This window comes from Stutzerimonas decontaminans (assembly GCF_000661915.1).
Classification (GTDB): domain Bacteria; phylum Pseudomonadota; class Gammaproteobacteria; order Pseudomonadales; family Pseudomonadaceae; genus Stutzerimonas; species Stutzerimonas decontaminans.
In genome coordinates this window covers 1,000,832-1,026,844 of sequence record NZ_CP007509.1, presented here as the reverse complement: position 1 = coordinate 1,026,844, position 26,013 = coordinate 1,000,832, and the positions used below count along the sequence as shown (strand labels likewise).

The 26,013-nt window shown below is 59.3% G+C and carries 28 protein-coding genes; 9 read left to right on the top strand and 19 right to left on the bottom strand.

Annotated features, from left to right (window positions below; genetic code table 11):
• Positions 1-308 precede the first annotated feature (308 nt).
• Together UIB01_RS04705 and UIB01_RS04700 are read left to right on the top strand one after the other, a co-directional pair.
• Positions 309-1,346 carry an NADP(H)-dependent aldo-keto reductase gene (locus UIB01_RS04705; protein WP_038657345.1) on the top strand — a complete coding sequence of 346 codons (1,038 nt, stop codon included), beginning with the start codon at positions 309-311 and terminating at the stop codon, positions 1,344-1,346.
• Positions 1,347-1,412: 66 nt separating this feature from the next.
• Positions 1,413-2,093: an energy-coupling factor ABC transporter permease gene (locus tag UIB01_RS04700; protein WP_038657343.1), complete on the top strand. Its 681-nt coding sequence runs from the start codon at positions 1,413-1,415 to the stop codon at positions 2,091-2,093.
• 38 nt (positions 2,094-2,131) lie between these two features.
• Here UIB01_RS04700 and yacG read toward each other — a convergent pair whose 3' ends face one another.
• From yacG to pilB, 5 genes are all read right to left on the bottom strand, one after another.
• Positions 2,132-2,329: a DNA gyrase inhibitor YacG gene (gene yacG, locus UIB01_RS04695; RefSeq protein ID WP_038657341.1), complete on the bottom strand. Its 198-nt coding sequence runs from the start codon at positions 2,327-2,329 to the stop codon at positions 2,132-2,134.
• Positions 2,326-2,934, bottom strand: coding sequence for a dephospho-CoA kinase (gene coaE, locus UIB01_RS04690; RefSeq protein ID WP_038657340.1), 609 nt, complete (start codon positions 2,932-2,934; stop codon positions 2,326-2,328). Before coaE ends, yacG begins: the two co-directional genes overlap by 4 nt.
• Positions 2,935-3,085: 151 nt before the next feature.
• Entirely contained in the window at positions 3,086-3,952 is an 867-nt protein-coding gene (locus UIB01_RS04685) for a prepilin peptidase (RefSeq protein WP_373278814.1), read from the bottom strand.
• A gap of 3 nt (positions 3,953-3,955) precedes the next feature.
• Positions 3,956-5,176 (bottom strand): type II secretion system F family protein, encoded by a 1,221-nt coding sequence (locus UIB01_RS04680; protein WP_038657335.1) that lies wholly within the window; start codon positions 5,174-5,176, stop codon positions 3,956-3,958.
• Positions 5,177-5,178: 2 nt separating this feature from the next.
• Positions 5,179-6,891, bottom strand: a complete 1,713-nt coding sequence (gene pilB / locus UIB01_RS04675; protein ID WP_038657333.1) for a type IV-A pilus assembly ATPase PilB — start codon at positions 6,889-6,891, stop codon at positions 5,179-5,181.
• A 321-nt stretch (positions 6,892-7,212) separates the two neighbouring features.
• On the opposite strand from pilB, the gene UIB01_RS04670 reads away from it, so the two are divergent.
• Positions 7,213-7,635, top strand: coding sequence for a pilin (locus UIB01_RS04670; RefSeq protein ID WP_038657331.1), 423 nt, complete (start codon positions 7,213-7,215; stop codon positions 7,633-7,635).
• A 635-nt stretch (positions 7,636-8,270) separates the two neighbouring features.
• Here the strand turns inward: UIB01_RS04670 and cysN are convergent.
• The 3 genes from cysN to UIB01_RS04655 all read right to left on the bottom strand — a co-directional run bounded on the left by cysN (position 8,271) and on the right by UIB01_RS04655 (position 12,044).
• Positions 8,271-10,169, bottom strand: a complete 1,899-nt coding sequence (gene cysN, locus UIB01_RS04665; protein ID WP_038657329.1) for a sulfate adenylyltransferase subunit CysN — start codon at positions 10,167-10,169, stop codon at positions 8,271-8,273.
• An 11-nt stretch (positions 10,170-10,180) separates the two neighbouring features.
• Complete coding sequence (gene cysD / locus UIB01_RS04660; RefSeq protein WP_038657327.1) at positions 10,181-11,098, bottom strand: sulfate adenylyltransferase subunit CysD; 918 nt, start codon at positions 11,096-11,098, stop codon at positions 10,181-10,183.
• A gap of 187 nt (positions 11,099-11,285) precedes the next feature.
• A complete protein-coding gene (locus UIB01_RS04655; protein ID WP_038657326.1) occupies positions 11,286-12,044 on the bottom strand; it encodes a Nif3-like dinuclear metal center hexameric protein in 759 nt (252 codons plus the stop codon).
• A gap of 159 nt (positions 12,045-12,203) precedes the next feature.
• Here UIB01_RS04655 and algW point away from each other — a divergent pair, with 159 nt between their 5' ends.
• The gene (algW, locus tag UIB01_RS04650) at positions 12,204-13,361 is read left to right on the top strand and encodes a Do family serine endopeptidase AlgW (RefSeq protein ID WP_038657324.1); all 1,158 of its coding nucleotides are present in this window, start codon (positions 12,204-12,206) and stop codon (positions 13,359-13,361) included.
• Between the two features lie 125 nt (positions 13,362-13,486).
• On the opposite strand, the gene hisC is transcribed toward algW, so the two are convergent.
• The 11 genes from hisC to UIB01_RS04595 form a co-directional block, all read right to left on the bottom strand.
• Positions 13,487-14,533, bottom strand: a complete 1,047-nt coding sequence (gene hisC / locus UIB01_RS04645; RefSeq protein ID WP_038657322.1) for a histidinol-phosphate transaminase — start codon at positions 14,531-14,533, stop codon at positions 13,487-13,489.
• Positions 14,534-14,644: 111 nt separating this feature from the next.
• On the bottom strand, positions 14,645-15,955 hold the full coding sequence (hisD, locus tag UIB01_RS04640; protein ID WP_038657320.1) for a histidinol dehydrogenase: 1,311 nt from the start codon (positions 15,953-15,955) through the stop codon (positions 14,645-14,647).
• Positions 15,956-16,236: 281 nt separating this feature from the next.
• Complete coding sequence (gene hisG / locus UIB01_RS04635; RefSeq protein WP_038657317.1) at positions 16,237-16,869, bottom strand: ATP phosphoribosyltransferase; 633 nt, start codon at positions 16,867-16,869, stop codon at positions 16,237-16,239.
• Positions 16,870-17,047: 178 nt separating this feature from the next.
• The gene (gene murA, locus UIB01_RS04630; protein ID WP_038657315.1) at positions 17,048-18,313 is read right to left on the bottom strand and encodes a UDP-N-acetylglucosamine 1-carboxyvinyltransferase; all 1,266 of its coding nucleotides are present in this window, start codon (positions 18,311-18,313) and stop codon (positions 17,048-17,050) included.
• Positions 18,314-18,417: 104 nt separating this feature from the next.
• Entirely contained in the window at positions 18,418-18,657 is a 240-nt protein-coding gene (locus UIB01_RS04625; RefSeq protein ID WP_038657313.1) for a BolA family protein, read from the bottom strand.
• Between the two features lie 99 nt (positions 18,658-18,756).
• The gene (locus UIB01_RS04620) at positions 18,757-19,248 is read right to left on the bottom strand and encodes a phosphate-starvation-inducible protein PsiE (protein ID WP_038657311.1); all 492 of its coding nucleotides are present in this window, start codon (positions 19,246-19,248) and stop codon (positions 18,757-18,759) included.
• Positions 19,249-19,261: 13 nt separating this feature from the next.
• Complete coding sequence (locus UIB01_RS04615; RefSeq protein ID WP_038657309.1) at positions 19,262-19,576, bottom strand: STAS domain-containing protein; 315 nt, start codon at positions 19,574-19,576, stop codon at positions 19,262-19,264.
• Positions 19,569-20,216, bottom strand: coding sequence for an MlaC/ttg2D family ABC transporter substrate-binding protein (locus UIB01_RS04610; RefSeq protein ID WP_038657307.1), 648 nt, complete (start codon positions 20,214-20,216; stop codon positions 19,569-19,571). Before UIB01_RS04610 ends, UIB01_RS04615 begins: the two co-directional genes overlap by 8 nt.
• An 11-nt stretch (positions 20,217-20,227) precedes the next feature.
• Positions 20,228-20,686, bottom strand: coding sequence for an outer membrane lipid asymmetry maintenance protein MlaD (mlaD, locus tag UIB01_RS04605; RefSeq protein ID WP_015278027.1), 459 nt, complete (start codon positions 20,684-20,686; stop codon positions 20,228-20,230).
• A complete protein-coding gene (gene mlaE, locus UIB01_RS04600) occupies positions 20,686-21,483 on the bottom strand; it encodes a lipid asymmetry maintenance ABC transporter permease subunit MlaE (RefSeq protein ID WP_038657305.1) in 798 nt (265 codons plus the stop codon). Before mlaE ends, mlaD begins: the two co-directional genes overlap by 1 nt.
• The gene (locus tag UIB01_RS04595; RefSeq protein ID WP_038657303.1) at positions 21,476-22,291 is read right to left on the bottom strand and encodes an ATP-binding cassette domain-containing protein; all 816 of its coding nucleotides are present in this window, start codon (positions 22,289-22,291) and stop codon (positions 21,476-21,478) included. Before UIB01_RS04595 ends, mlaE begins: the two co-directional genes overlap by 8 nt.
• Before the next feature lie 283 nt (positions 22,292-22,574).
• Between UIB01_RS04595 and UIB01_RS04590 the strand changes: the two genes are divergently transcribed.
• From UIB01_RS04590 to lptB, 5 genes are read left to right on the top strand one after another with little or no spacing between them, the layout of a single operon-like run.
• On the top strand, positions 22,575-23,549 hold the full coding sequence (locus tag UIB01_RS04590; protein WP_038657301.1) for a KpsF/GutQ family sugar-phosphate isomerase: 975 nt from the start codon (positions 22,575-22,577) through the stop codon (positions 23,547-23,549).
• Entirely contained in the window at positions 23,549-24,073 is a 525-nt protein-coding gene (locus UIB01_RS04585; protein WP_038657299.1) for a KdsC family phosphatase, read from the top strand. Before UIB01_RS04590 ends, UIB01_RS04585 begins: the two co-directional genes overlap by 1 nt.
• Before the next feature lie 8 nt (positions 24,074-24,081).
• Complete coding sequence (gene lptC, locus UIB01_RS04580) at positions 24,082-24,654, top strand: LPS export ABC transporter periplasmic protein LptC (protein ID WP_038657297.1); 573 nt, start codon at positions 24,082-24,084, stop codon at positions 24,652-24,654.
• Positions 24,641-25,186, top strand: a complete 546-nt coding sequence (gene lptA, locus UIB01_RS04575; protein WP_038657295.1) for a lipopolysaccharide transport periplasmic protein LptA — start codon at positions 24,641-24,643, stop codon at positions 25,184-25,186. The genes lptC and lptA overlap by 14 nt, the downstream gene beginning before the upstream one ends.
• Positions 25,186-25,911: an LPS export ABC transporter ATP-binding protein gene (gene lptB / locus UIB01_RS04570; protein WP_015278034.1), complete on the top strand. Its 726-nt coding sequence runs from the start codon at positions 25,186-25,188 to the stop codon at positions 25,909-25,911. Before lptA ends, lptB begins: the two co-directional genes overlap by 1 nt.
• Positions 25,912-26,013: the final 102 nt, after the last annotated feature.

The following is a 26,013-nucleotide window of genomic DNA, read 5'->3' as shown; positions in this document are numbered from 1 at the left end:
CGGCAATGATTCGGTAGGCTAGGCATCCCCTACCTTTGACTTGCGTCGACAGGCTAGGCATCCCCGGCGACAGGCTGCGGAATTATCCTGATTGTCAGAAAAATAGCAACCAACATTTATTAATGTAGCGGAACTCCTGCCGCCAATCGCCCGCCTCAGCTCCACCGAGGGTTATCCACCGGCGAGGTAACGCAGAGCCGCTCCCCGGGCCAGGGCACTTGGATGGACACAGCCACTCTCATGAGCAGAAACCCTCCCATCTTCGTTAAGCTTTTGCGCCCCCCCTACTCTTTTGCACGAGGTATCTCATGGATTTTCGTCCGCTAGGTCGCACAGATCTGAAAGTGAGCTCGCTTTGCCTGGGCACAATGACGTGGGGCGAGCAGAACAACCAAGTCGAAGCATTTGCGCAGATTGACCAGGCGAAAGCCGCAGGTATCAACTTCATTGATACAGCGGAAATGTATCCGGTACCGCCACGCCCCGAAACCTATGCAACCACCGAGCAATATATCGGCAACTATTTCAAGATGCGCGGAGGCCGCACCAACTGGATCGTCGCCACAAAGATTGCCGGACCCGGCAACGGCATCACCCACATTCGCGACGGGCAACCCAAGTTCAATCGCACACAGATCCGTGCCGCACTGGATGACAGCCTCCGCCGACTGCAGACCGACTGGATCGACCTATACCAACTTCACTGGCCGGAGCGCAGCACCAACTTTTTTGGTCAACTGGGCTATCGATACCAGGAGGACGACTTCACCCCCCTGGAAGAAACGCTGGCGGCACTGGATGACGAAGTCAGAGCTGGTAGGATCCGCCACATCGGCCTTTCCAATGAAACGCCCTGGGGCCTGATGAAATATCTGCAGCTGGCCGAAGCTCGCGGCTGGCCACGTGCCGTGTCGATACAGAACCCCTACAACCTGCTTAACCGCAGCTTCGAGGTAGGCTTGGCGGAAATTGGCATCCGCGAACAATGCGGCCTGCTCGCATACTCGCCACTGGCATTCGGCATGCTCAGCGGCAAATACGAGAATGATGCTCGCCCTGCCAATGCGCGCCTTACGCTTTTTCAACGCTTCGCGCGCTATAACAATCCCCAGGCAAAAGCAGCGTGCTCTCGCTACATCAAAGTCGCTCGCGATCACGGCCTGGACCCGGCGCAAATGGCGCTCGCCTATGTAACAGCGCAACCTTTCGTGACCAGCAACATCATCGGCGCCACGACGCGGGAGCAGCTGGAGTCCAACATCAACAGCACTGAGCTCAAGCTATCCAGCGAAGTTCTGTCGGCAATCGAGGCGATACACACGGAACATCCAAACCCCGCGCCCTGACCGGCGCGCCGATCAGAGCATCAGCAAAGAACAACACACAAACATCAGCGCAAAGGACCCGTCAGGATGATTGCTGCACATTTGCTCGCCCCCGCTACGCTCCTTATGGGCTGGGTTATCTACGCAGCCGCCCTGCTCTGGGCTGCATGGCGAGCACCATGGGTCGAACTGTTCAGTGATACGCGCCGGCAGCACCTACTGTTCGGAGCAATGCTGGCCGTTTTCTTGTTGTGGCTGGTTCGGCGGGATTTCGACTCCGGCCTCTCTTTTCACTTTATCGGACTGACCGCAGTTACGCTGCTGCTTGATTGGCCGCTAGCTATCATCGCCGCCCTAGTCGCACAGCTCGGCTTGACGCTGACCGGCCATCAACACCTTGCCGCTCTCGGCGTTAACGGCGTTCTGCTGGTGCTAATCCCAGTCATGGTTACGGTCATTTGCGCCCGACTGGTGGAGCGCGCCCAGCCGCGCAATCTATTCGTGTTCATCTTCTTCGCAGGATTCTTCCCGGCGGCACTTGCAGCCTTGGCATGCATCCTGGCGTCGCTGGGCGTACTGCTGTTCGATGGCCGCTTCCCGATGCCACCCTGGCTGGACGATTTCGCCGGTTACATCTGGCTGGTGATGTTCCCCGAGGCCTTCATCAACGGCACGGCGATCACGGCGCTTGTCGTCTTCTATCCGGACTGGATGGAAAGCTTCAATCAAAGCCGCTACTTGCAGGCACCATGGAAGGAGGAAAAGTAACGCCGGGCAGCACAGTAGCTCGCTGCCCGGCGGGCCGCTTAGTGCTCGCGCGGAGGGACATCACCGGAAAATACGTCGTCCTCCAGCTCATTGCCTGGAATGGAGTGCTCTTCCGCTGCCCACGCCCCAAGGTCGATAAGCTTGCAGCGCTCGGAACAGAAAGGTCGGTTCGGGCTTTGCGCTCCCCACTCGACCGGCGCCCCGCATGTCGGGCATTCAACTATCGTCGCGGTCATTCCCGCCCTCCTCGCAATGTCAGATAAAAACGGTGCAGGCGCTCAACCTCACCCTTGAGCCATGCCAGGTCACGATCGTTCACCAGAACATCATCGGCATGTTTCAGTCGCTCTTCGCGAGCAGCCTGAACCTTGAGAATCGAGCGGACCTGCTCCTCGCTGGTTTGATCACGGGCAGCGGTACGCGCGACCTGAAGCGACTCCGGCACATCCACCACCAGCACACGATCCACCTGACGATACTGCCCGGACTCGATAAGCAATGGAGAAACCATGATCGCGTAAGGCGATTCGGCGAGCGCAAGATGTTGCGCGACCTCGGCACGAATTAGCGGATGCAGAAGCTGTTCGAGCCACTGCCGCTCGGCGGGATTATCAAATATCCGTTCACGCAGCGCCGGTCGATTCAGCCCGCCACCCGGCAACAGGATGCCCTCACCGAAGTGCGCGACAATCTGCGCCAGCGCCGGCCGTCCTGGCTCGACAACCCAACGCGCGGCCTGGTCCGCATCAACCACATGCACGCCCAGGCTGGCAAAATGATCCGCCACTGCGGTCTTGCCGCTGCCAATACCGCCAGTCAACCCAAGAATCCAGGGCCTCATCGGTCCGCCACACCCTAGCCAACAAATTAGGACGCGCAGTAGTAACCACTCAGCGGGCGGAGCGCAACCCTGGGGAGACGATGGGCGACGGAAACCTTGCAGAACCAATCACCAGCCGGCCGCAGCCATGACTCAGAGGGCCATACCGGGATTAAAAGCGCACGAACTGCAGATAGCTTTCTGTAATCCAGTCGCCCCACAGCAATGCAATCCAGCCTGCGATAGCTAGGTATGGGCCGAAAGGGATGGGCGTACTGCTTTCTGCGCGCTGCAGCCGCAAGAGAATGCTACCGAGCACGGCACCGACCACTGAGGACAGCAGTATGGTAAGCGGCAGCACCTGCCATCCGCCCCACGCCCCAAGCATTGCCAGCAGCTTGAAGTCACCGTAGCCCATGCCCTCCTTGCCGGTGATCAACTTGAACAGCCAGTAAACCGACCAGAGACTCAGGTACCCCGCCACCACACCCCAGAACGCACTTTCCAGCGCCACGAACAAACCGAAGTTATTGAGGATGAGGCCGAGCCACAGTAGCGGCAGCACCAGCACGTCAGGCAACAGCTGGTGATCGACATCGATCATGCTCATCGCCAACAAGCCCCAGGTCAGCAACAGCATTGCCCCTGCCTGCCAGGAGAAGCCGAAATGCCAGGCGACATAGCCGGACAACAACCCGCAAGCCAGCTCCACCAAGGGATAACGACAGCTAATCGGCGCACGACAGGATGAGCACTTGCCACGCAGGGCCAACCAGCTGATTAAAGGAATGTTTTCCCAAGAACGAATCTCATGATTGCAGTGAGGACAGCGCGAGTTTGGCAACAGTAAATTAAAGCGCTCACCGGCCGGCTCCGGCGGACACTCAAGATACTCACGCGCCTGTATACGCCAATCGCGCTGCATCATGATTGGCAAGCGATAAATAACCACATTGAGAAAGCTGCCAACCAACAGACCCAGTAAAGCGGCAGACAAAACAAAGGCCAGCACATGGCTGGCCATTAGCTCGAGGATCATCAACTATCCAACCACGCTACCCAGCTGGAAGATAGGCAGGTACATTGCGATGATTAGACCACCAACCAAAACTCCCAGCACTGCCATAATAATAGGCTCCATCAGACTAGTGAGACCATCAACCATATTATCCACCTCGTCCTCATAGTACGTGGCAACCTTGCTTAGCATCTCATCAAGCGAACCGGACTCTTCACCAATGGCAGTCATCTGGATAGCCATAGAAGGAAAAACACTCGTTGTACGCATCGAGAAATTAAGCTGCATGCCAGTAGAAACATCATTTTTTACTTTTTGCGTGGCACTTCTAAAAACCACGTTACCGGTTGCGCCAGCCACGGAATCCAAAGCATCAACGAGAGGAACGCCCGCGGCAAAGGTGGTCGATAACGTCCGTGCAAATCGAGCGACAGAAGACTTGTAAATAATATCGCCCACTATAGGTGTTTTTAGAAGCGCCTTATCCACCCAATTCCTAAATGATTCAGAACGCACATGCGCCTGCTTGAACGCAAATGCCATACCGGCGGCCCCAAACAATATTAGGTACCACCATTCTTGCAACGCTTCAGATATTTTAATTACAAACAGCGTGAATGCCGGCAACTCTGCACCGAAACCATTAAAAACCGACTGAAATTGAGGAACCACCTTTATCAACAAGATCGCAGAAACGATGATTGCCACAAGCACAACAGCTATAGGGTAGTTCATCGCCTTCTTGATCTTTGCCTTCAACGCCTCTGTCTTTTCCTTGTAGGTCGCCACACGATCCAATAGGGTTTCCAGAGCACCAGACTGCTCCCCCGAATCCACCAAATTGCAGTAGAGATCATCGAAATACTGTGGCTTCCTGCGCAGCGACGTTGCAAAACTATTACCCGCTGCAACGTCTTGTTTCAAGTCATCTACGAGCTTCCGCATGTTCGGATTGTCAAAACCCTCACCAATGATATCGAATGATTGGAGCAGCGGCACTCCAGCCTTCATCATGGTCGCCATTTGCCGAGTGAAAAGCGCAATATCCATCGGCGTGATTTTCTTTCCAGCGCTGAATATCGACACCGACTTCTTTCGAACTTTCTGCGGGTTGATACCCTGCTTACGCAAGTGCGCCTTCACCAGCGCAGGGCTAGCCCCACTTAGCTCACCCTTGACCTTACTTCCTTTGCGGTCGATGCCTTCCCAGGCGAACACACTGGTTCTGATCGCTTTCTGCGTCATGCTTAATCCTTGGTGACCCGGTTGACTTCTTCGAGGCTTGTTACGCCCTGCATGGCCTTTACCAGCGCCGATGTCCGCAGGTCGTTGAAGCCGTCTTTGCGCATCTGGGTGGAAATGTCGATTGAATTACCGTCCTCCATGATAATCCGCTGCAGCGAGGGCGTGTTTTTAACCACTTCATAAATACCGACACGCCCTTTGTAGCCGCCCTTGCAGTTATCGCAGCCAACCGGGCCGTAAATTTTGAAGGTGCCGATCTTCTGCTCCGGAAAGCCTTCGCGCAGCAGCGCATCACGAGGAACGTCGACCTCCCTCTTGCAACTGCCGCAAAGCTTGCGGGCCAAGCGCTGCGCAATGATCAAATTCACCGAGGTAGCAATGTTGAAGGCAGGCACACCCATATTGCGCAGGCGAGTCAGCGTTTCTGCCGCGCTGTTGGTGTGTAGGGTAGACATCACCATATGGCCAGTCTGCGCGGCCTTGATGGCGATCTCGGCGGTTTCCAAGTCCCGAATCTCACCCACCATGATAATGTCCGGATCCTGACGTAGAAACGCACGAAGGGCCTGAGAGAAATCCATGCCCTGCTTAGGATTCACGTTGACTTGGTTAATGCCTTCAAGATTGATTTCCACAGGATCCTCAGCCGTGGAAATATTCACGTCCACCGTATTGAGGATATTCAAGCCAGTGTATAGAGATACCGTCTTGCCGGAACCAGTAGGCCCCGTAACCAGAATCATGCCCTGCGGTTGCTTCAAGGCATTCATGTACAGCTCTTTCTGATCCTCCTCATACCCCAGCGCGTCGATACCCATTTGAGCGCTCGACGGGTCGAGAATCCGCATCACAATCTTCTCGCCCCACAGCGTCGGCAGTGTGTTGACTCGGAAGTCTATGGCCTTGCTCTTGGAGAGCTTCATCTTGATCCGGCCATCCTGCGGCTTACGCCGTTCGGAGATATCCAAGCCAGCCATCACCTTAAGGCGCGCGGAAATGCGCGGGGAAAGCTGGATAGGGGGGCGCGCGACCTCATGCAGAATGCCGTCGGTACGCAGTCTCACGCGATAAGCCTTCTCGTAGGGCTCGAAATGCAAGTCGGAGGAACCGCCACGGATCGCATCGAGCAGCATTTTGTTAACGAAACGCACCACTGGCGCATCGTCAGCCTCCCCGCCCGACTCATCGCCCCGCGCGTCATCGGAAACGGTTTCAACGTCCACTCCATCCAGATCAATGTCGCCCATGTCCCCCATGTCACCGAGGCCGGACGAGGTGCTTTCGAAGAACTTATCGATGGCCTGTTCGAGCTTGTCATCCTCAACCAGGATGGCTTCGGTTGTGAGCCCAGTACTGAACTGGATATCAGTAACGGCCTGATGGTTCGCAGGGTCTGAAACAGCCAGATACAGCTTGTTGCCGCGCCTTGCCAGGGGCAAAACTCGGTGTTGGCGAGCCAGCTTTTCACTAACTACGTCCTTCGGTAGAGACTCCTTGTCCAACGCGGACAGGTCCAGCAAGGCGACACCAAATTGCTCGGAGGCAAGCTCGGCAACAACGCGCCCTTTCGCCAACTTGCTTTGTACTACGTAGGTAACCAGAGATGACTTATTACGCAGCGCCTGAACCTGCGCCTGCTGGGCCGTCTTTTCGTCCAACACTCCCGCCAGCACCATCTGCCGGGCCAGACCGGAAAGGGAAATGCTCTCGCTCATGGCGGCTCTCGCTCCAATGAATGCCCGCCTTATAGCGCAGTTACTGCGTACTGCAAACAACAGCCGCTCTAAGTGACGCTCTTGGTCACATATCGTCACAGCAAGCCACAACCAAAAAATCAGAACCGCCCACTCAGGGAGCCTTAGAAGGCAGACGTCCTCGGGCTATAGCATCCACACCTCGCTCAACATGGGTTTACCCACTAGCGAACATGACGAAACTCACAATTTTTCACCCGCTTTAGCCGCATCGGGAGAAGTGGCACGCCGTCTGCTTATAACCTTTCAGGCTCACAGCCTTAACACTTCAAGGAGATTCAAATGAAAGCTCAGATGCAGAAAGGTTTTACCCTGATCGAACTGATGATCGTCGTGGCCATCATCGGTATTCTCGCCGCGATCGCAATTCCGCAGTACCAGAACTACATCGCCCGCTCTGAATCCAACACTGGCTTGCAGGCTGTTGCAGCGCTGAAAACGGCAGTCGAAGACCGTCTGATGCGCGGCGAAACAACTTTCACCCTAGCCGAACTGGGCACCAAGGAAGATGCAAGCCCGCTGGGCACCATCGCTGCCGATATGGATAGCGATACCGGCGAAGGCTCGCTGACGTTCACCTTCGACGGCGCAGCCAGCCCGAAGGTCAAAGGCAAGGCACACACCTTGACTCGTGATGGCGAAGGCGCCTGGACCTGCACCAGTGATGTGGACGCAGAGTTCATGCCGCGCGGTTGTGAAGCTTAATTAAACCACAGCGAAAGCGTTGTGATGAAAAAGCCCCGCCCTAGCGGGGCTTTTTTTTGCTCCCTTCCTAATCCTGAACTAGGTTTACCGCCTCGACTACATTTGAGCGAATCAGAACGCTCGGCGCACCGCATCGGGCGCTCGTGTTTCAGAGTCAGGTGCGGACGCTCCGCTGAGACCAGGATCATCTCTCCGACCAGTAATGTAGCCTGATCAAGATCGCCAGAGCCTGCAGCAACAACCTGCTCTTCAGGATGCCATTAACTCGAACGGCTAATACGTTCTGGTAGCAGCCACAGCTATCCGTCATCAAACATGTGCACGCCGTGGTATGCATAAAGCGCTTGGCGTAGTAGCCACGAACGCTCTGAAAGATACGTAATGTCGCCCCCAGATGTGTTCTGGCGCCACTGGCGTTATTACAAGGGGGCTTGACCAAATTGGGTGACGGCAGAAGCGTTGAACACGGCGGGCTGTCTTAGACACATTAGCGTACGGGTTGCACCCACCCTAAGGCTCCACCGAGCCTAGACCTTGTTGTTCGTCAACTATTACTTACATAACGGACAGGCGAATCACTAACGTTACAAATAAAAACGCCCCGCAGATGCGGAGCGTGGTGTAGCTGGGGATCGCTAGATCAGGCTGCGCCCGCGCAGAAGGTCAATCACCTGTTTAGCGCCCTCATCCAGCGACGACGTTTCGCTATCAACCACCAGGTCGGCATCCAGCGGCACGTCGAACGGGAAAGACTCACCCGGAATATTATCCTCGCCCGCCGCATACAGCCCCTGCGGATCGCGCTGGCGGCAGGCTTGCGGCGAAGCCTGGACGTAGACGGTGATCAGGCGCTCAGCACCGATCAATGCCTTGGCCTGTTCGCGACCTTCGGCGTCAGGGGCGACGAACGCGGCCAGAGTGATCAGACCCGCCTCATTGAATTGCCGCGCCACATGGGCGGCGCGGCGCCAGTTCTCAGTACGGCCGGCGCGGTCTTGCGGTAGGCCTTTGTTCAGGTCGTGGCGAAGGTTTTGACCATCGAGCACGTAAACTGCGCGGCCCATGTCGAACAACTTGCGCTCCACTGCATAGGCCAAGGTGCTCTTGCCGGCACCGGAAAGGCCGGTGAACAGCACGGTAGCCGGCTGCTGGCCGAAGCGAGTTGCGCGTTCTTCGGTAGACACGTGCGCCAGCGCACCGTGATGACCACCCGATCCATGGGCAACCGGCTCGGCGATGATCATGCCGGCGCCGACGGTGCCATTGGTGAGACGATCAATGACGATGAAAGCGCCGGTCGTGCGGTTCTGCGCGTAGCCATCGAGCGCGATAGGCGCATCCAGGCTGATCTTGACCTTGCCGATCTCGTTGAGCTGCAGGTTGCTCGCGGCGCCCTGCTCCAAGGTGTTCACATCTATCTTGTGCGCGATGCTGGCAATCGAGCCCGGCACGTAGCTGGTGGCACGCTTGATGTCGTACTTTTTGCCCGGCAGCATGGGTTCTTCGCCCATCCACACGAGCATGGCCTCAAAGCCGTCAGCAATACGCGGGCGACTGTCGGCATGCACCAGCATGTCGCCGCGAGATACGTCGATCTCGTCTTCCAGCGTCAGGGTGACGGCTTCGCCAGGGGTCGCCTGCTCCAGCTCGCCATCGTATGTGACGATGGATTTGACACGGCTGGTCTTGCCGGATGGCAATACGGCGATCTCGTCGCCCTTGCGCACGATGCCGCTGGCCAGGGTGCCGGCGAAACCGCGGAAGTTGAGGTTCGGGCGGTTGACGTACTGCACCGGGAAACGCAAGTCATCGAAGTTGCGGTCGCCCGCAATTTCGACGCTTTCGAGAATCTCCATCAGCGACTGTCCTTCGTACCAAGGCGCGCGGTCGCTGCGATTGACTACGTTGTCGCCCTTCAGCGCCGACATCGGCACGAAGTGCAGAGACGACGGCTTGAGTTCGATGCGATCGGCAAATGCCAGGTAGTCGGCCTTGATCTTCTCGAACACGTCCTGACCGAAGTTCATCAGGTCCATCTTGTTGATGGCGACGACGATGTGCTTGATGCCCAGCAACGAGGTGATGAAGCTGTGGCGCTTGGTCTGGGTCTGCACCCCGTAGCGCGCGTCGACCAGGATGATCGCAAGGTCGCAGGTGGAGGCGCCGGTGGCCATGTTGCGCGTGTACTGCTCATGACCGGGGGTGTCGGCAATGATGAACTTGCGCTTGGCGGTACTGAAATAACGGTAGGCAACGTCGATGGTGATGCCCTGCTCGCGCTCGGCCTGCAGACCATCGACCAGCAGCGCCAGATCGACGTCTTCGCCAGTGGTACCGACCTTTTTGGAGTCGCGGGTGATGGCTTCGAGATGGTCCTCGTAGATCATCTTCGAATCGTGCAGCAGACGGCCGATCAGCGTGCTCTTGCCGTCATCGACGTTGCCGCAGGTCAGGAAACGCAGGAGTTCCTTGCGCTCGTGTTGCGCCAGGTAGGCGAGGATGTCCTCGCTGATCAGTTCGGATTGATGACTCATGATGCGTTTCCTTAGAAATAGCCCTGGCGTTTCTTTTCTTCCATCGAACCGGTGGCGTCGTGGTCGATGACGCGCCCCTGACGCTCGGAAGTACGGGTCAGGAGCATCTCCTGGATGATTTCCGGCAGGCTGGTCGCGGTGGACTCGACCGCACCGGTAAGCGGGTAGCAGCCGAGGGTGCGGAAGCGGACCATGCGTTTTTCAATGCGGCCCTTTTCCTCATCGGAGAGGTGCTCAAGGATGCGCTCGTCGTCGATCATGATCAGCGTGCCGTTCTTCTCGATGACTTCCCGCTCGGCAGCGAAGTACAGCGGCACAATTGGGATCTGCTCGAGGTAGATGTATTGCCAGATATCCAGCTCGGTCCAGTTGGATAGCGGGAACACGCGGATCGACTCGCCCTTCTTGACCTTGCCGTTGTAGAGATTCCACAGCTCTGGACGCTGGTTCTTCGGATCCCAGCGATGCTTGCTGTCACGGAAGGAGTAGACACGCTCCTTGGCGCGGGATTTTTCCTCGTCGCGACGGGCACCACCGAAAGCTGCATCGAAGCCGTACTTGTCCAGCGCCTGCTTGAGCCCTTCGGTCTTCATCACATCGGTGTGCTTGGCACTGCCGTAGGTGAAGGGGTTCATGTCCTGTGCCACACCGTCAGGGTTGATGTGGGTGATCAGCTCAAGGCCCATCTCCTCGACCATCTTGGTGCGGAAGCTGTACATCTCCTGAAACTTCCAGCGGGTGTCGACGTGCAACACCGGGAACGGCAGCTTGCCAGGAAAGAAGGCCTTGCGCGCCAGGTGCAGCATTACGGCCGAATCTTTGCCGATGGAATAGAGCATCACCGGGTTGCCGAATTCAGCAGCGACCTCACGAATGATATGGATGCTTTCCGCCTCCAGCTGTTTCAGATGCGTCAGTTTGTCGACCATGGCTACTCACGATTTAGCAGGTGGACGGCCGGCGGGCCGTAGATTGGGCGCACTCTAACACGACCTTCAATTCTAATCAGGCCGCCCGTTAGACCTAAAAGCTATAGATTTATATCGAGTCGCCGGAGCCCTGAATCACGCTCTGAGCCTGACCATCTGCGGCTCAATGAGCCACCGGATCAGGCATTCACGCAGGGTTCGGGCAGTCGATGAACTGGTGCTCAATGCCGAACCGGCCGGCAAGGTACTCGCCTAGGGCCCGGACGCCATAGCGCTCAGTGGCGTGGTGTCCCGCGGCAAAGAAACTCAAGCCATTCTCACGCGCGATGTGTGCCGTCGGCTCGGAGATTTCACCGGTGATGTAGGCGTCCACGCCAGCAGCCACGGCCTGATCGATGTAGCCCTGGGCGCCACCGGTACACCAGGCCACCCGCTTGATGGGCCCGCAGCCCTCGACCAGCAGCGGTTCGCGGCCAAGCACCTGATGTATCCGTTGCATGAACTCGCTCGGGGCCAAGGGACTTTCCAGCGAGCCAACCAGGCCCACCGAATGAGGATTGGCAGGGTCTAGCGGACCCTCGGTGCGCAGACCGAGCAATGCGCCCAAGCGCACGTTGTTTCCTACCTCGGGATGCACATCGAGAGGCAGATGGTAAGCCAGGAGACTGATCTCGTTGACCAGAAGCGTCTTCAGGCGGCGCTGTTTCATGCCAACCACGCGCGCGTCTTCGTTCTTCCAGAAATAACCATGGTGCACCAGCACCACATCGGCCCTTGCCTCGACTGCGGCATCCAGCAACGCCTGACTGGCCGTCACGCCGCTGATGATTCTCGCCACTTGTGAGCGGCCCTCGACTTGCAGGCCATTAGGGCAGTAATCGGCGATCCTGGCGGCATCCAGGTAGCGGTCTGCCTCCTGAACCAGAGTGGCAAGGGCAACAGTCATGGGAAACCTCTCGATTGGTCCAACAGCTCGAATGACTCTCGTCGAACCGTCACGGCAAATCATCCAAGCATGAAGCTGCATTTCAGTCGCAGCTTCGTATAATGCCGCCACCTTAAGGGCCACTTCCCGCGCCCGCAACTCTGTCCGGATTCCTGTGCGATGTTCAATGCCCTACGTTTTCTCGGCTGGCCGTTGCTGGTCGGTTTGCTCGTAGCACTGCTGATCATCCAGCGATACCCGCAAATCGTCGGCATCAAGGAGCGCGACATCGGCCTGCAGCAGGCGCCGCTGGTCACCGCTGGTCCGCAACAGGGTCCGTACTCCTACGCCAATGCAGTGGCAGGAGCAGCACCGGCAGTAGCCAACCTCTATACCACCAAGGTCATCGAGAAGACCGATCAGCAGGGAGCGTTGGCCAAGGATCCGCTGTTTCAGCGCTTCTTCAGCGACAACCTGCCGAGACAGCGGCGGATGGAGTCGAGCCTCGGCTCGGCGGTGATCATGAGTTCCGAAGGCTACCTGCTGACCAACAACCACGTGACCGCCAACGCCGAGCAGATCGTCGTGGCGCTCAAGGATGGGCGAGAGACGCTGGCCCGGGTGATCGGCAGCGATCCTGAAACCGACCTCGCCGTGCTGAAGATCGATCTCGCCGACCTTCCAGCCATTACCCTCGGCCATTCCGATCGCATACGCGTCGGCGACGTCACGCTGGCGATCGGCAACCCGTTCGGTGTTGGCCAGACGGTGACCATGGGCATCATCAGCGCCACCGGGCGCAACCAGCTGGGCCTGAATACCTATGAGGACTTCATTCAGACCGACGCGGCGATCAACCGCGGCAACTCGGGGGGAGCGCTGGTAGATGTCGGTGGCAACCTCATCGGCATCAATACCGCCATCATTTCCGAGTCTGGCGGCTCCCAAGGCATCGGCTTCGCGATCCCGGTGAAGCTGGCGCTGGAAGTGATGAAATCAATCATCGAGCACGGTCAGGTGATCCGTGGCTGGCTGGGCGTCGAGGTGCAATCGCTGACTCAGGAGCTGGCTGAATCCTTCGGCCAAGAAGGTCGCCCCGGAATTGTCGTAGCTGGCGTGTACCGCGAGGGCCCGGCTGCCCGTGCCGGGCTACAGCCCGGAGACCTGATCCTGAGCATCGACGGGGTCCAGTCGGCCGATGGACGCAGCTCGATGAACCAGGTCGCGCGCGCCCGCCCAGGCGAGAAGATCGACATCGATATCCTGCGCAACGGCAAGCCGCTGACGCTTACCGCCGAAGTCGGCATGCGCCCGCCGGTGAACGCGGCGCCAAGGTAAGAGGGGAATCACCTCAAGGACGGGCCTCCCACGAAGCAGGCAGTGCCCTCACCGTGAGAGGCACGACCTCGCGGCGGTACACGCCGCAGGTCCGCCCGATGCCCCGGTGCAACAAGCGGCCCGCGTTAACCCAGCGCGTCCAGCAGTGCCTGGTTCTGTTCCGGTGTACCGATGGTAATACGCAGGAACTGCTCGATGCGCGGCTGCTTGAAGTGGCGAACGATGACGCCCTGCTCGCGCAGGCTGGCAGCGATGGACGCCGCATCACGCTGCGGGTGACGCGCAAAGATGAAGTTCGCCGCCGACGGCAGCACTTCAAAGCCCAGCCCCTGCATTGCAGTCACCACCCTCTCGCGACTGTCGATGACCTGCTGGCAGGTCTGCTGGAAATAGGCGCGATCCTCGAACGCTGCGGCCGCACCGGCAATGGCGATGCGGTCCAGCGGGTAGGAGTTGAAGCTGTTCTTGATCCGCTCCAGCGCCTCGATCAGATCCGGATGCCCTACCGCCAGGCCGACACGAAGGCCCGCCAGCGACCGCGACTTGGACAGCGTCTGCGTCACCAGTAGATTCGGGTACCGATCGACCAGGGCGATGGCGGATTCGCCACCAAAATCCACATAGGCCTCATCGACCAGCACCACGGATTCGGTGTTCGCCTCAAGCAACCGCTCGATTGCCTCAAGCGCAAGCAGGCAGCCGGTTGGCGCATTCGGATTGGGGAAGATGATGCCGCCGTTCGGACGGTTGTAGTTGGCCACATCGATCTGGAACCGCTCATCAAGCGCGACGGTTTCGTAGGCGATGCCATACAGGCCGCAGTAGACCGGATAGAAGCTGTAGCTGATATCCGGAAACAGCAGCGGACCGGCATGTTGAAACAAGCCATGAAAGGCGTGGGCAAGCACTTCGTCCGAGCCGTTACCGACGAACACCTGTGCCGGGTGCACGCCGTAATAGTCGGCAACCGCCTGCTTCAACCGCTCGCCGTTGGGGTCGGGATACAGCCGCAGATTGTCGTTGAGTTCTGCCTGCATCGCGGCGATTGCACGCGGCGACGGGCCATAGGGGTTCTCGTTGGTATTGAGCTTGACCAGCTTGCTCAGCTTCGGCTGCTCACCCGGTACGTAGGGCACCAGGTCCTTGACGAAAGGGCTCCAGAACTTGCTCATCTGCCCTTCTCTCCTCGAATGTGATCGGTTTGCCGTGGGGCGTTAAATGACGATGCCTTATGGGACGAAGACGAACCGACAGCGACGCCAGTCCGTCCTGGACAGGCAGCGTCAGTCCTTGATGCGGTACTCGGCGCTGCGGGCATGCGCAGTCAGCGATTCGCCACGCGCAAGGACCGACGCGACCTTGCCCAACGTCGATGCTCCCTCGGCCGAACAGTTGATGATCGACGAACGCTTCTGGAAGTCATACACGCCAAGCGGCGAAGAGAAGCGCGCCGTACCTGAAGTCGGCAGTACATGATTCGGGCCAGCGCAGTAATCGCCCAGCGCCTCGGCGGTGTAGCGCCCCATGAAGATCGCGCCGGCATGTCGTATCTGCGGCAGCCATTGCTCCGGTTCGGCGACAGACAGTTCCAGATGCTCAGGCGCAATGCGGTTGGCCACCTCGATAGCCTGCTGCATGTCAGCCACTTGGATCAACGCACCGCGACCCTCGATCGAGGTGCGCGCGATGTCGGCACGCTCTAGGGTGGGCAGCAGGCGGGAGATGCTTTCGGCGACGCGATCGAGAAACTCAGCGTCGGGGCTGACCAGAATCGATTGGGCGTCTTCGTCATGCTCGGCCTGGGAAAACAGGTCCATGGCGATCCAGTCCGGATCGGTCTGACCGTCGCAGACCACCAGGATTTCCGATGGCCCGGCGATCATGTCGATGCCAACCTTGCCGAATACATGGCGCTTGGCGGTGGCGACGTAGATATTGCCTGGCCCGACGATCTTGTCCACTGGCGGAACGCTCTCGGTGCCATACGCCAGCGCCGCAACGGCTTGCGCACCACCAATGGTGAAGACCCGATCGACGCCGGCAATGCAGGCTGCTGCAAGCACCAGCTCATTGAGCTCGCCACGCGGCGTGGGCACGACCATGACGACTTCCGGTACACCAGCGACCTTGGCCGGAATCGCGTTCATCAGCACCGAGGACGGATAGGAAGCCTTGCCGCCCGGCACATAGAGCCCGGCGCGATCCAACGGGGTGACTTTCTGACCAAGCACCGTGCCATCGGCTTCGGTATAGGTCCAGGAGTCCTGCTTCTGCCGCTCGTGATAACTGCGTACCCGCTCGGCGGCGATTTCCAGCGCCTCGCGCTGCTCCGGAGTGATTCGCTCGAGCGCTTGTTCCAGGCGCGCGCGCGGCAGGATCAGATCAGCCATTGAGGCGACCTGGAGACCATCGAAACGCTGGGTCAGCTCGACCAGCGCGCCGTCGCCACGCTCGCGCACCGCCTTGATGATCTCCAGCACCCGCTCGTTCACGCCATCGTCGGAAACGCTTTCCCAGCTCAACAAATGATCCAGATGACGAGCGAAATCGGCATCGGCAGCGTTGAGTCGGCGAATGGCGGTGGGAGCGGTCATAGCGGGCCTCATGGTTGGCTAGGCATCGGAAACTGCACTACGAAGAATCGGAAGCTCAAAGTCGCGCGAGCCAGAGCAATGCGAGGCAGAAAACAGGCAAGGAAATGCAGTTACGAGCTGTAAATGAGCATTCCGAGCCTGTTCTTAACGCCGCACTGCCGGCGCGCAGCACCTTCGGGCAGGTTCTCAGGCGCCGCTAGAATATCAAGCCCACCGTGTAGGCACCTGAGAATTTCAGCTATGGCACGGATAGGCAGGCGCGGTGGCAACCGCGAGATGCATCAATGCTGATGCTGCTGAACAGCCGCGTGCAGGATGTCGATCAGCGCCTGGATGCGGGCATGCTGCATTTTCATCGAGGCCTTGTTCACCACCAGCCGCGAACTGATGTGCGCTATCAGCTCCTGGGGTTCCAGGCCGTTGGCACGCAGCGTGTTGCCGGTGTCGACCACGTCGATGATCTTGTCCGCCAGGCCTACGAGCGGCGCCAGCTCCATGGAGCCGTACAGCTTGATGATGTCGACCTGCCGACCCTGCTCGGCGTAGTAGCGCTTGGCGACGTTGACGAACTTGGTCGCCACGCGCAAGCGGCCCTTAGGTTCTGGCGCACCGACCTTGCCGGCAGTCATCAGCTTGCATTTGGCGATACGCAGGTCCAACGGCTCGTACAGCCCCTGACCGCCATATTCCATCAACACATCCTTGCCGGCGACGCCAAGATCGGCTGCGCCATGCTCGACATAGGTAGGCACATCAGTAGCACGAACGATCAGCAGACGAACGTCATCCTGGGTAGTCGGGATGATCAGCTTGCGGCTCTTGTCCGGATTCTCGGTGGGCACGATACCGGCCGCGGCGAGCAACGGTAGGGTGTCGTCGAGGATGCGGCCTTTGGACAGGGCGATGGTGAGCATGGAGCGTTTTCCTTGAACGGCAACGGCCACCCTTGAGGGCGACCACATGACCAACTGCGATTTCGCGAGCTAGAGTCATGCAAGGCAAAAACAGGCGAGGAAGCGGAGTTTACTAGCTGTAAATGAGCATTCCGAGCCTGTTTTTAACGCAGCAGGACCGACGCGCAGCAGATCGCTATCAGCCGGGAACGCGGCGAATCTTCGCCCCCAGCAACTGCAGCTTCTCTTCGATGCACTCGTAACCACGGTCGATGTGGTAGATGCGATCGATCAGCGTATCGCCTTCGGCCACCAGGCCGGCAATGACCAGGCTCGCCGAAGCGCGCAGGTCGGTCGCCATGACCGGCGCGCCCTTGAGGCGCTCTACGCCGGTGACGATGGCGGTGTTGCCCTCCACCAGAATCTGCGCACCCATGCGGTTCATCTCGTAAACGTGCATGAAGCGGTTCTCGAAAACGGTCTCGATCACCGTGCCAGTGCCTTCGGCAATGGCGTTCAACGCAATGAACTGCGCCTGCATGTCGGTGGGAAACGCCGGGTATGGCGCGGTGCGCACATTCACGGCCTTGGGTCGCTTGCCCTTCATGTCCAGCTCGATCCAATCGCTGCCGGTGTCAATATGCGCACCGGCCTCGACCAGCTTGTGCAGCACGGCTTCGAGCAGCGTCGCGTCGGTATCTTTCAGGCGAACCCGACCGCCAGTGGCGGCGGCTGCCACTAGGTAGGTACCGGTCTCGATACGGTCGGGCATGACGCTATAGCGCCCGCCGCCGAGGCGTTTGACGCCATCGATGGTGATGGTATCAGTGCCGGCACCGGAAACCTTGGCACCCATGGCGTTGAGGAAGTTGGCCAGATCGACCACCTCAGGCTCGCGCGCGGCGTTTTCCAGCACGCTGCGACCATTGGCCAGTGCGGCGGCCATCATGATGTTCTCGGTACCGGTCACACTGACCGTATCGAAGAAGAAGTGCGCACCACGCAGACCACCGGCAGGCGCCTTGGCCTTGATGTAGCCACCTTCGACGTCGATGTGCGCGCCCATGGCTTCGAGACCACGGATGTGCAGGTCGACCGGTCGCGAGCCAATCGCGCAACCGCCGGGCAAGGCAACTTCGGCTTCACCGAACCGCGCGACCATCGGGCCGAGCACCAGGATCGAGGCGCGCATGGTCTTGACCAATTCATAGGGTGCAACCAGCGTCTTGATGCTGCTGGCGTCCACTTCGACGCTCAGCTTCTCGTCGATGACCGGCTGCACGCCCATACGACCGAAGAGCTCGATCATCGTGGTGATGTCATGCAGGTGCGGCAGGTTGCACACCGTGACCGGCGTGTCGGCCAGCAGAGTAGCGGCGAGAATCGGCAGAGCGGAGTTCTTCGCCCCGGAGATGCGGATTTCGCCATCGAGGCGAATGCCGCCGGTAATGATCAGTTTGTCCATGGATAGTCCCGTAAGCCGCAGGCTGGAAGCACTGCCGAAGGGGGCGGCGCAGTCAAATTAGACGCGCTCTGCCTGGAATGATGGGTGGCGCTGGCCGGCGGCGATCAGGCGCGTCCGGCCCAGTCTGCGCGACTGAAGAACTTCATGGTGACGGCATGAATGCTGCCATCGGCAATCCAAGGATTCAGGTGAGCGTAGATCTGCTGCTGGCGCTTCACCGGGCTCAGACCGGCCAGCTCATCACTGATCACGTTGAGCTGAAAGTTACAGCCTTCACCTTCCACTTCTACCTGGGCACCTGGAATCTTCTCTTCCAGGAAATTCTTCACTTCTTGGGCCTGCATGTTCAACCTCGATCGGCGCAGGACGCGCACGGGCCGGTCATCATACAAAAAAGCCCGGAGGCTGCGAACCCCGAACCTTGCCGAACCGACGGAGATGTCTCAATCAAGCGTCTCGGCGCCCTGATCCCGATTGGAGCGGTGGCGCGACGGGCTGCTATCGCTCTGCACCGCCGGGAAACGCGAAGATGCGAAGCGCACCACCAGAATCGCCAACGCCAGCAGCAGGATCGCGCCGGAAACATAGACAACCCCAATGTCGGGTCGGTGATGATGGGAGATGTCGGAAATCAGCAAACGGGTCAGCGCAGTGATCGCAACATAGATCAGGAAGCGCACCGGCATATGGTTGGTCTTGAAATAGATCCCAACCATCGCGCCGAGCTCGAGATAGATGAACAGCAGCAGGATGTCATCGACCGTGATATGGCCCTTCTCGACCATGCCAAGGAATGCCATGACCGCCGCCCAGGCGGTCACTGCGCCAATAGCGAACAACGCCAGATAATGGAAGCTCTCGACCAGCAGATTCCCCAGCGATTCGGCCAGGTCATGGACGCTATCACGCAGACTTTCCGCCCAGCGCAGCTTCATACATCGATTCCTTTCAAACCCGGGATGATTCCAGCGGCAGGATATCCAGCAACCCGGACACCCTGGCGATCTTCAGCATATCGTCCGGCAAGGCGCTGACGCGCAACTCGACCCCAGCTGCCTTGGCGTCACGCATAAATGCCAGAAGCAACGAAAGGCCCACGCTACTGGAACGCTCGACCGCCGAGCAATCCAGCGTCAGCGCCGCGCGACTGCCACTGATCAGCGCGCGACCGGCCTCACGCAGAGCCGGGCCGCTACGATAATCCAAGACGCCGATTAGGCGCAGCTCACCTTCGGCCCCCTGTTCGATACGCGCGTCACTCATCCCCGACAGCCTGCTGTCCAGCCTCGGTGTCCTTGGCGCGCGCCACCACTTCGGCCCAGCCGTCGATGGTCTTGTCGAGATCGCCGCCATTGCGCTGCATGGAGTCGGCGAACTGATCGCGGAACAGCTTGCCGATATTGATGCCGTTGATGATGACGTTACGCACACGCCACTCGCCATCGTTAACCATGGTGTAGGACACCGGATAGATCTCGCCTTGGCGGCCCACGACTTCCATGCCAACACTTGTACGCTTTGGATCCTGCTTGCCACTCGGCGGCAGCACGCGAATCTGCTGATTGTTGTATTCCAGCAGCGCGTTGCCGTAGAACTGCATCAGGCTGCGCTTGAAGTTTTCCTGGAAGCGCTTCATCTGCTCCGCAGTGGCGTTACGCGAGTACTTGACCGTCATGATGCTGCGCGAGATGCCATCGGCATCCACGACCGGGCCGAGAATTTCGTTAAGCGAATCGTAGAAGGCCGTCGGGTTGCTGCGGTACTGCTCTTTATTGGTCTTGAGGTCGGCCAGCAATTCGTCCGTAGTTTTCTGGATCACCTGGTGCGCCGTCAGCGCCGCCTGGGAGTACATGGGCATTATGGCCAGCAGAATCAGCAGGCCGCGACGCAAAGCAGTCATCATGTGCATATCCTTCAGTCTCTGTTTACCGAGTTGAGCAGGAACTTGCCGATCAGATCCTCCAGCACCAGCGAGGATTGCGTGTCCTGGATGGTGTCGCCATCCTTCAGCAACTCGTCATCACCGCCCACACTGATACCGACGTATTTCTCACCCAGCAGCCCGGCAGTCAGGATCGAGGCAGTGGAATCAGCCGGCAGGATGTTCACATCCTGCTGGATTTCCAGCGTCACCCGGCCGGTATAGCTGTCGCGATCCAGATCGATCGCGGTGACCTTGCCGATGGTCACGCCAGCCATGGTCACCTTGGATCGGACCGTTAAACCGGCAATATTGTCGAAGTAGGCATACAGCTTGTAAGTGTCGGCGCTGCCAACGCTCAGCCCGCTAACGCGCAGCGACAGCAGCAGCAGGGCCAGCAGGCCGGCAAGCAGGAACAGCCCGACACCCATTTCCAGTGTGCGGATACGCATCAGAAATCTCCAAACATCAACGCGGTCAAAATAAAATCGAGGCCGAGCACTGCCAGCGAGGCATACACCACGGTCCGGGTGGTGGCACGGCTAATCCCTTCGGAGGTCGGCTCGCAGTCATAGCCCTGGAATACGGCGATCCAGGTGACCACCAGCGCAAACACCACGCTCTTGATCACGCCGTTGAGCACATCCGAATGGAAGTCGACACTGTTCTGCATGTTGGCCCAGAACGAGCCTTCGTAGACGCCAAGCCAGTCCACCGCGACCATCGCCCCACCCCAGATGCCGACCACATTGAAGATCAGTGTCAGCAGCGGCAGCGATATGAAGCCCGCCCATAGACGCGGCGCGATGATGTACTTCAGTGGATCGACACCAATCATCTCCAGACTCGAAAGCTGCTCGGTCGATTTCATGTTGCCAATCTCGGCCGCCAGGGCCGAGCCGGCACGCCCCGCAAACAGCAACGCGGTCACCACCGGCCCGAGCTCTCGAAGCAACGTCAGCGCAACCATCTGCCCGACCGCCTGCTCCGAACCGTAACTACTGAGGATGTTGTAGCCCTGCAGCGCCAGCACCATGCCGATAAAAATGCCGGATACAACGACGATCGCCAGCGAAAGCACGCCGACCGAATACAGCTGTTTGACCAGCAGCGAGAAGCCGTTGCGCAGGCCGCTGCGACCAAACAGGGCATGCATTAGAAATATGGTCGAGCGCCCGAGCGCCGCCAGCACATCCAGACCGGCACGCCCCAACAGCACAACCCGATCCAACAAGGAACGCTTACGCATCGGTGCCTCCCAGCAGATCGTCGGCGTAGGCCGGCGCGGGAAAATGGAACGGCACCGGCCCATCAGCCGAACCCTTCATGAATTGCCGAATGCGCGGATTATCTGATTCCATCAAATCGGCCGGAGTGCCTTGCCCGAGCACCTCGGAGTCGCCGACTACATAGATGTAGTCGGCGATGGAGGCGGTTTCGGCCAAGTCGTGGGAAACCACGATACTGGTGATACCCAGCGCATCGTTGAGCAGACGAATAAGACGAACCAGTACACCCATGGCGATCGGATCCTGGCCGGCGAAGGGCTCGTCGTACATCAGGATCTGCGGGTCGAGCGCGATCGCCCGCGCCAGCGCGACACGCCGCTTCATGCCACCGGACAACTCGTCGGGCATCAGCTCGATGGCACCGCGCAGCCCCACCGCCTGCAGCTTCATCAGCACAATGTCGCGGATCATTTCGTCAGGCAGCTTGGTGTGCACCCGCAGCGGAAAAGCGACGTTCTCGAACACATCTAGATCGGTAAACAGCGCTCCGCTCTGGAACAGCACACCCATCTGCTTGCGCATATCGAACAACTCGCTGCGCGAGAGACTTGGCAGATTGTTACCGGCCACCCATACCTCGCCTTGCGAAGGCATCAGCTGAGCAGCGATCAGCCGCAGCAGAGTCGTCTTGCCGCACCCGGACGGCCCCATGATGGCCGTGACCTTCCCTCGCGGGATCGCGATGTCGACATTGTTGAAGATACTGCGCTCGCCGCGCTTGAAGGTCACTCCCTTCAGCTCGACCGCGTAGTCGTTGCTGGCGCTCATCTGGTCTCCTTGCATGCAGTCTGCGAAACAGACGGCTCCCGATGACGCCGGGATACTTTCTGCCTGACCGTTTTCGGGCGCGCACTATAGCACCGCCCCTATGGCCGCCCAACCGATGAGCGTTTCAGCAGATGACTAGCGACACGCCTGTTCAGCCAATGTTCAGCCAACGCTGATCAATTGGGTCATCTGCATCGGTATGTCGCCCGACCGACATTTTCCATCAGCCGCCCAGCGTTTCTCGCTATAATCGCCGCCTTTTAATCGGACGACCTCGCCAGCCATGAGCCAGAGCAGCCAATTGATCGAAACCGCGCAACGCACCATTCGCCTGGAAATCGAGGCAGTTGAGCAACTTAACGCCCGGATCAATGCGAGTTTCGTAGAAGCCTGCGAACTGATTCTGGCGTGCAAGGGGCGCGTCGTCGTGGTTGGCATGGGCAAGTCCGGCCACATCGGTCGCAAGATCGCCGCCACGCTGGCCAGCACTGGCACTGCTGCTTTTTTCGTGCACCCAGCCGAGGCCAGCCATGGCGACATGGGCATGATCACCCAGGATGACGTCGTGCTGGCCCTGTCCAACTCCGGCACCACCAGCGAGATCGTTACCCTGCTGCCGCTGATCAAGCGACTCGGCATCACCCTGATTAGCATGACCGGCAACCCGGGCTCCGTACTGGCCAAAGCCGCCGCGGTAAACCTCGATGCCAGCGTCAGCATCGAAGCTTGCCCGCTGAATCTCGCGCCGACCTCCTCCACCACTGCCAGCCTGGTGCTCGGCGATGCACTGGCTATCGCCCTGCTGGAGGCGCGTGGCTTCACGGCCGAAGACTTCGCCTTCTCCCACCCCGGCGGAGCGCTGGGCCGCCGCCTGCTACTGAAAGTCGAGCACGTGATGCACACCGGCGAGCGCCTGCCCAAAGTGCCGCGCGGCACCTCGCTACGCGACGCTCTGCTGGAAATGACGCAGAAAGGCCTGGGCATGACCGTGATCGTCGAAACGGACGGCAGACTGGCCGGAATCTTCACCGATGGCGACCTGCGCCGCGCGCTCGACAAGGGTGTGGATGTGCGCCAGACCAGCATCGATGAGGTCATGACCGTGCACGGCAAGACCGCTAATGCCGAAATGCTCGCAGCCGAGGCGCTGAAGATCATGGAAGACCACAAGATCAGCTCTCTGGTCGTGATCGACGATAAGGAGCTGCCGGTCGGCGCTCTGAACATGCACGACCTGCTGCGCGCGGGGGTGATGTAATGCACGAGCACCTGCTGCAACGCGCCCGCGACATCCGCCTGGCGATTTTCGATGTGGATGGCGTCCTGACCGACGGCCGCCTGTATTTCCTCACCGATGGTAGCGAGTTCAAGACGTTCAACACGCTGGACGGGCACGGCATCAAGATGCTGATCAATTCGGGCGTGCGCACCGCGATCATCAGCGGACGCAAGACCCCCGTGGTAGAGCGTCGAGCGCAGAACCTTGGCATCCAGCACCTCTATCAAGGGCGCGAGGACAAGCTGGTCGTGCTCGACGAGCTATTGGCCGAGCTTGGCCTGAGCTACTCTGAGGTGGCCTATCTCGGTGATGATCTGCCCGACCTGCCGGTTATACGCCGCGTAGGCCTCGGCATGGCCGTGGCCAGCGCCGACATCTTTGTGCGTGAACATGCCCATGGCGTAACGCAGGCCCGTGGTGGCGAAGGCGCGGCGCGCGAGTTCTGCGAACTGATCATGCGCGCACAGGGCACCCTGGCCGCCGCGCAAAACGCATATCTGTAGGGGGCTGCATGCTTCGCAAAATGCGCTTCGCTGTCCTGCTGACGCTGATCGCCGCTCTGCTGGTGGCGGTCGGCTACTGGAACATCCGCCCGGAAAGCTTCATGCAGGAGCCGCCCGTCTCCAGCGGCGAAACGCCTGACATCGATTTCTATGTAATCAATTCGCGCACGGTGCAGTATCAACCAGACGGCAAGCGCAACTACGAACTGACGGCAGACAAGCTCGAGCACATCAAGGCCAGCGATATCAGCCTGCTGACCAAGCCCGACCTGATGTCCTATCGCGGCACCGAGCTGCCCTGGCACGTGCGAAGCGAGCGCGGCGAAGTATCGGCCGAGGGCGATGAGGTCTTGCTGATCGACAAGGTTCGGGTCGAGCGCACCGATGCCAAAGGCCGCCCGACGATCCTTACCACCAGCCGCCTGACGGTGTGGCCGGACAAGGATTATGCCGAGACCAACCAAGCCGTTAGAATCGAGGCCGCCAACGGCGTGACCACCGCAACCGGCATGAAAGCGTATCTGGATGACGGCAGGATGCTCCTGCTGTCCAACGTAAGAGGCCAGCATGAGCTGCGTTAAGACTCTCCCCCTCCTGCTCGGTTTGAGCGCATTCTGGCTCAGCGCCAGCGCCTGGGCGCTTCCCGAGGATCGTGAACAGCCAATCCGCGTGCAGGCCGACTCCGCCGAACTCGACGACCGACAGGGTGTAGCGGTATATCGTGGCGACGTGGTCATCACCCAGGGCACGATGAAGATTACCGGCGACACAGTGACCATCACCCAGAACAGCAGCGGCGATGTCGAAGTATTTACCTCTATCGGCAAGCCAGCGTATTACGAGCAGAAACCTGCAGTGGACAAGGAAATCGTCAAGGCCTATGGCCTGACCATCCAGTACTTTGCAGCCAACGAGCGCATCGTGCTGATCGACCAGGCCAAGGTGGTTCAGGAAGGCAACACCTTCGAAGGCGAGAAGATCGTCTATGACACCCGCCGCCAGATCGTCAACGCTGGCCGCGCCACCAATGCCGACGTCACCACACCGCGGCCGCGCGTCGACATGGTGATCCAGCCACGCAAACGCGACCAGGCCGCGGAGCAGCCCGAGTAATGGCCGTCCTCAAAGCCCAGCATTTGGCCAAGAGCTACAAGAGTCGTCAGGTCGTGCGCGACGTCAGCCTGTCCATCGAGAGCGGGCAAATTGTCGGCCTGCTCGGCCCGAACGGCGCCGGTAAGACCACCTGTTTCTATATGATCGTTGGCCTGGTAAACGCCGATCAGGGCCGCGTGCTGATCGATCAGAACGACGTCACGCACCTGCCAATGCATGGGCGCGCCCGCGCCGGCATCGGCTACCTGCCACAGGAAGCGTCGATCTTTCGCAAGCTGTCGGTCGCCGACAACATCATGGCGATTCTCGAGACGCGCAAGGATCTGGACCGCAGCGGCCGCCAGCAGGCTCTAGAAGGCCTGCTGCAGGAGTTTCACATCAACCATATCCGCGACAGCCTCGGCATGAGCCTGTCTGGCGGCGAACGTCGCCGGGTGGAGATCGCCCGAGCGCTGGCCACCGCGCCGAAGTTCATCTTGCTCGACGAGCCATTCGCCGGAGTTGACCCGATCTCCGTCGGCGATATCAAGCAGATCATCCATCACCTCAAGGCCAAGGGCATCGGCGTGCTGATCACCGACCACAATGTCCGTGAAACGCTGGATATCTGCGAAACAGCCTACATCGTCAATGACGGACAACTGATCGCCGAAGGCGACGCACAGACCATCCTCAGTAATCAGCTGGTCAAGGAAGTCTATCTGGGCCACGAATTCCGTCTCTAAGACGGTTTTTTTGCTCGGCTCGGCAAATCGGCTCTAGGCAAAGGCTTCGCCGGCAGGCATATAATTTGCTTTCGCCGGCGCCTGGCGCGCGGCATGTCGGAA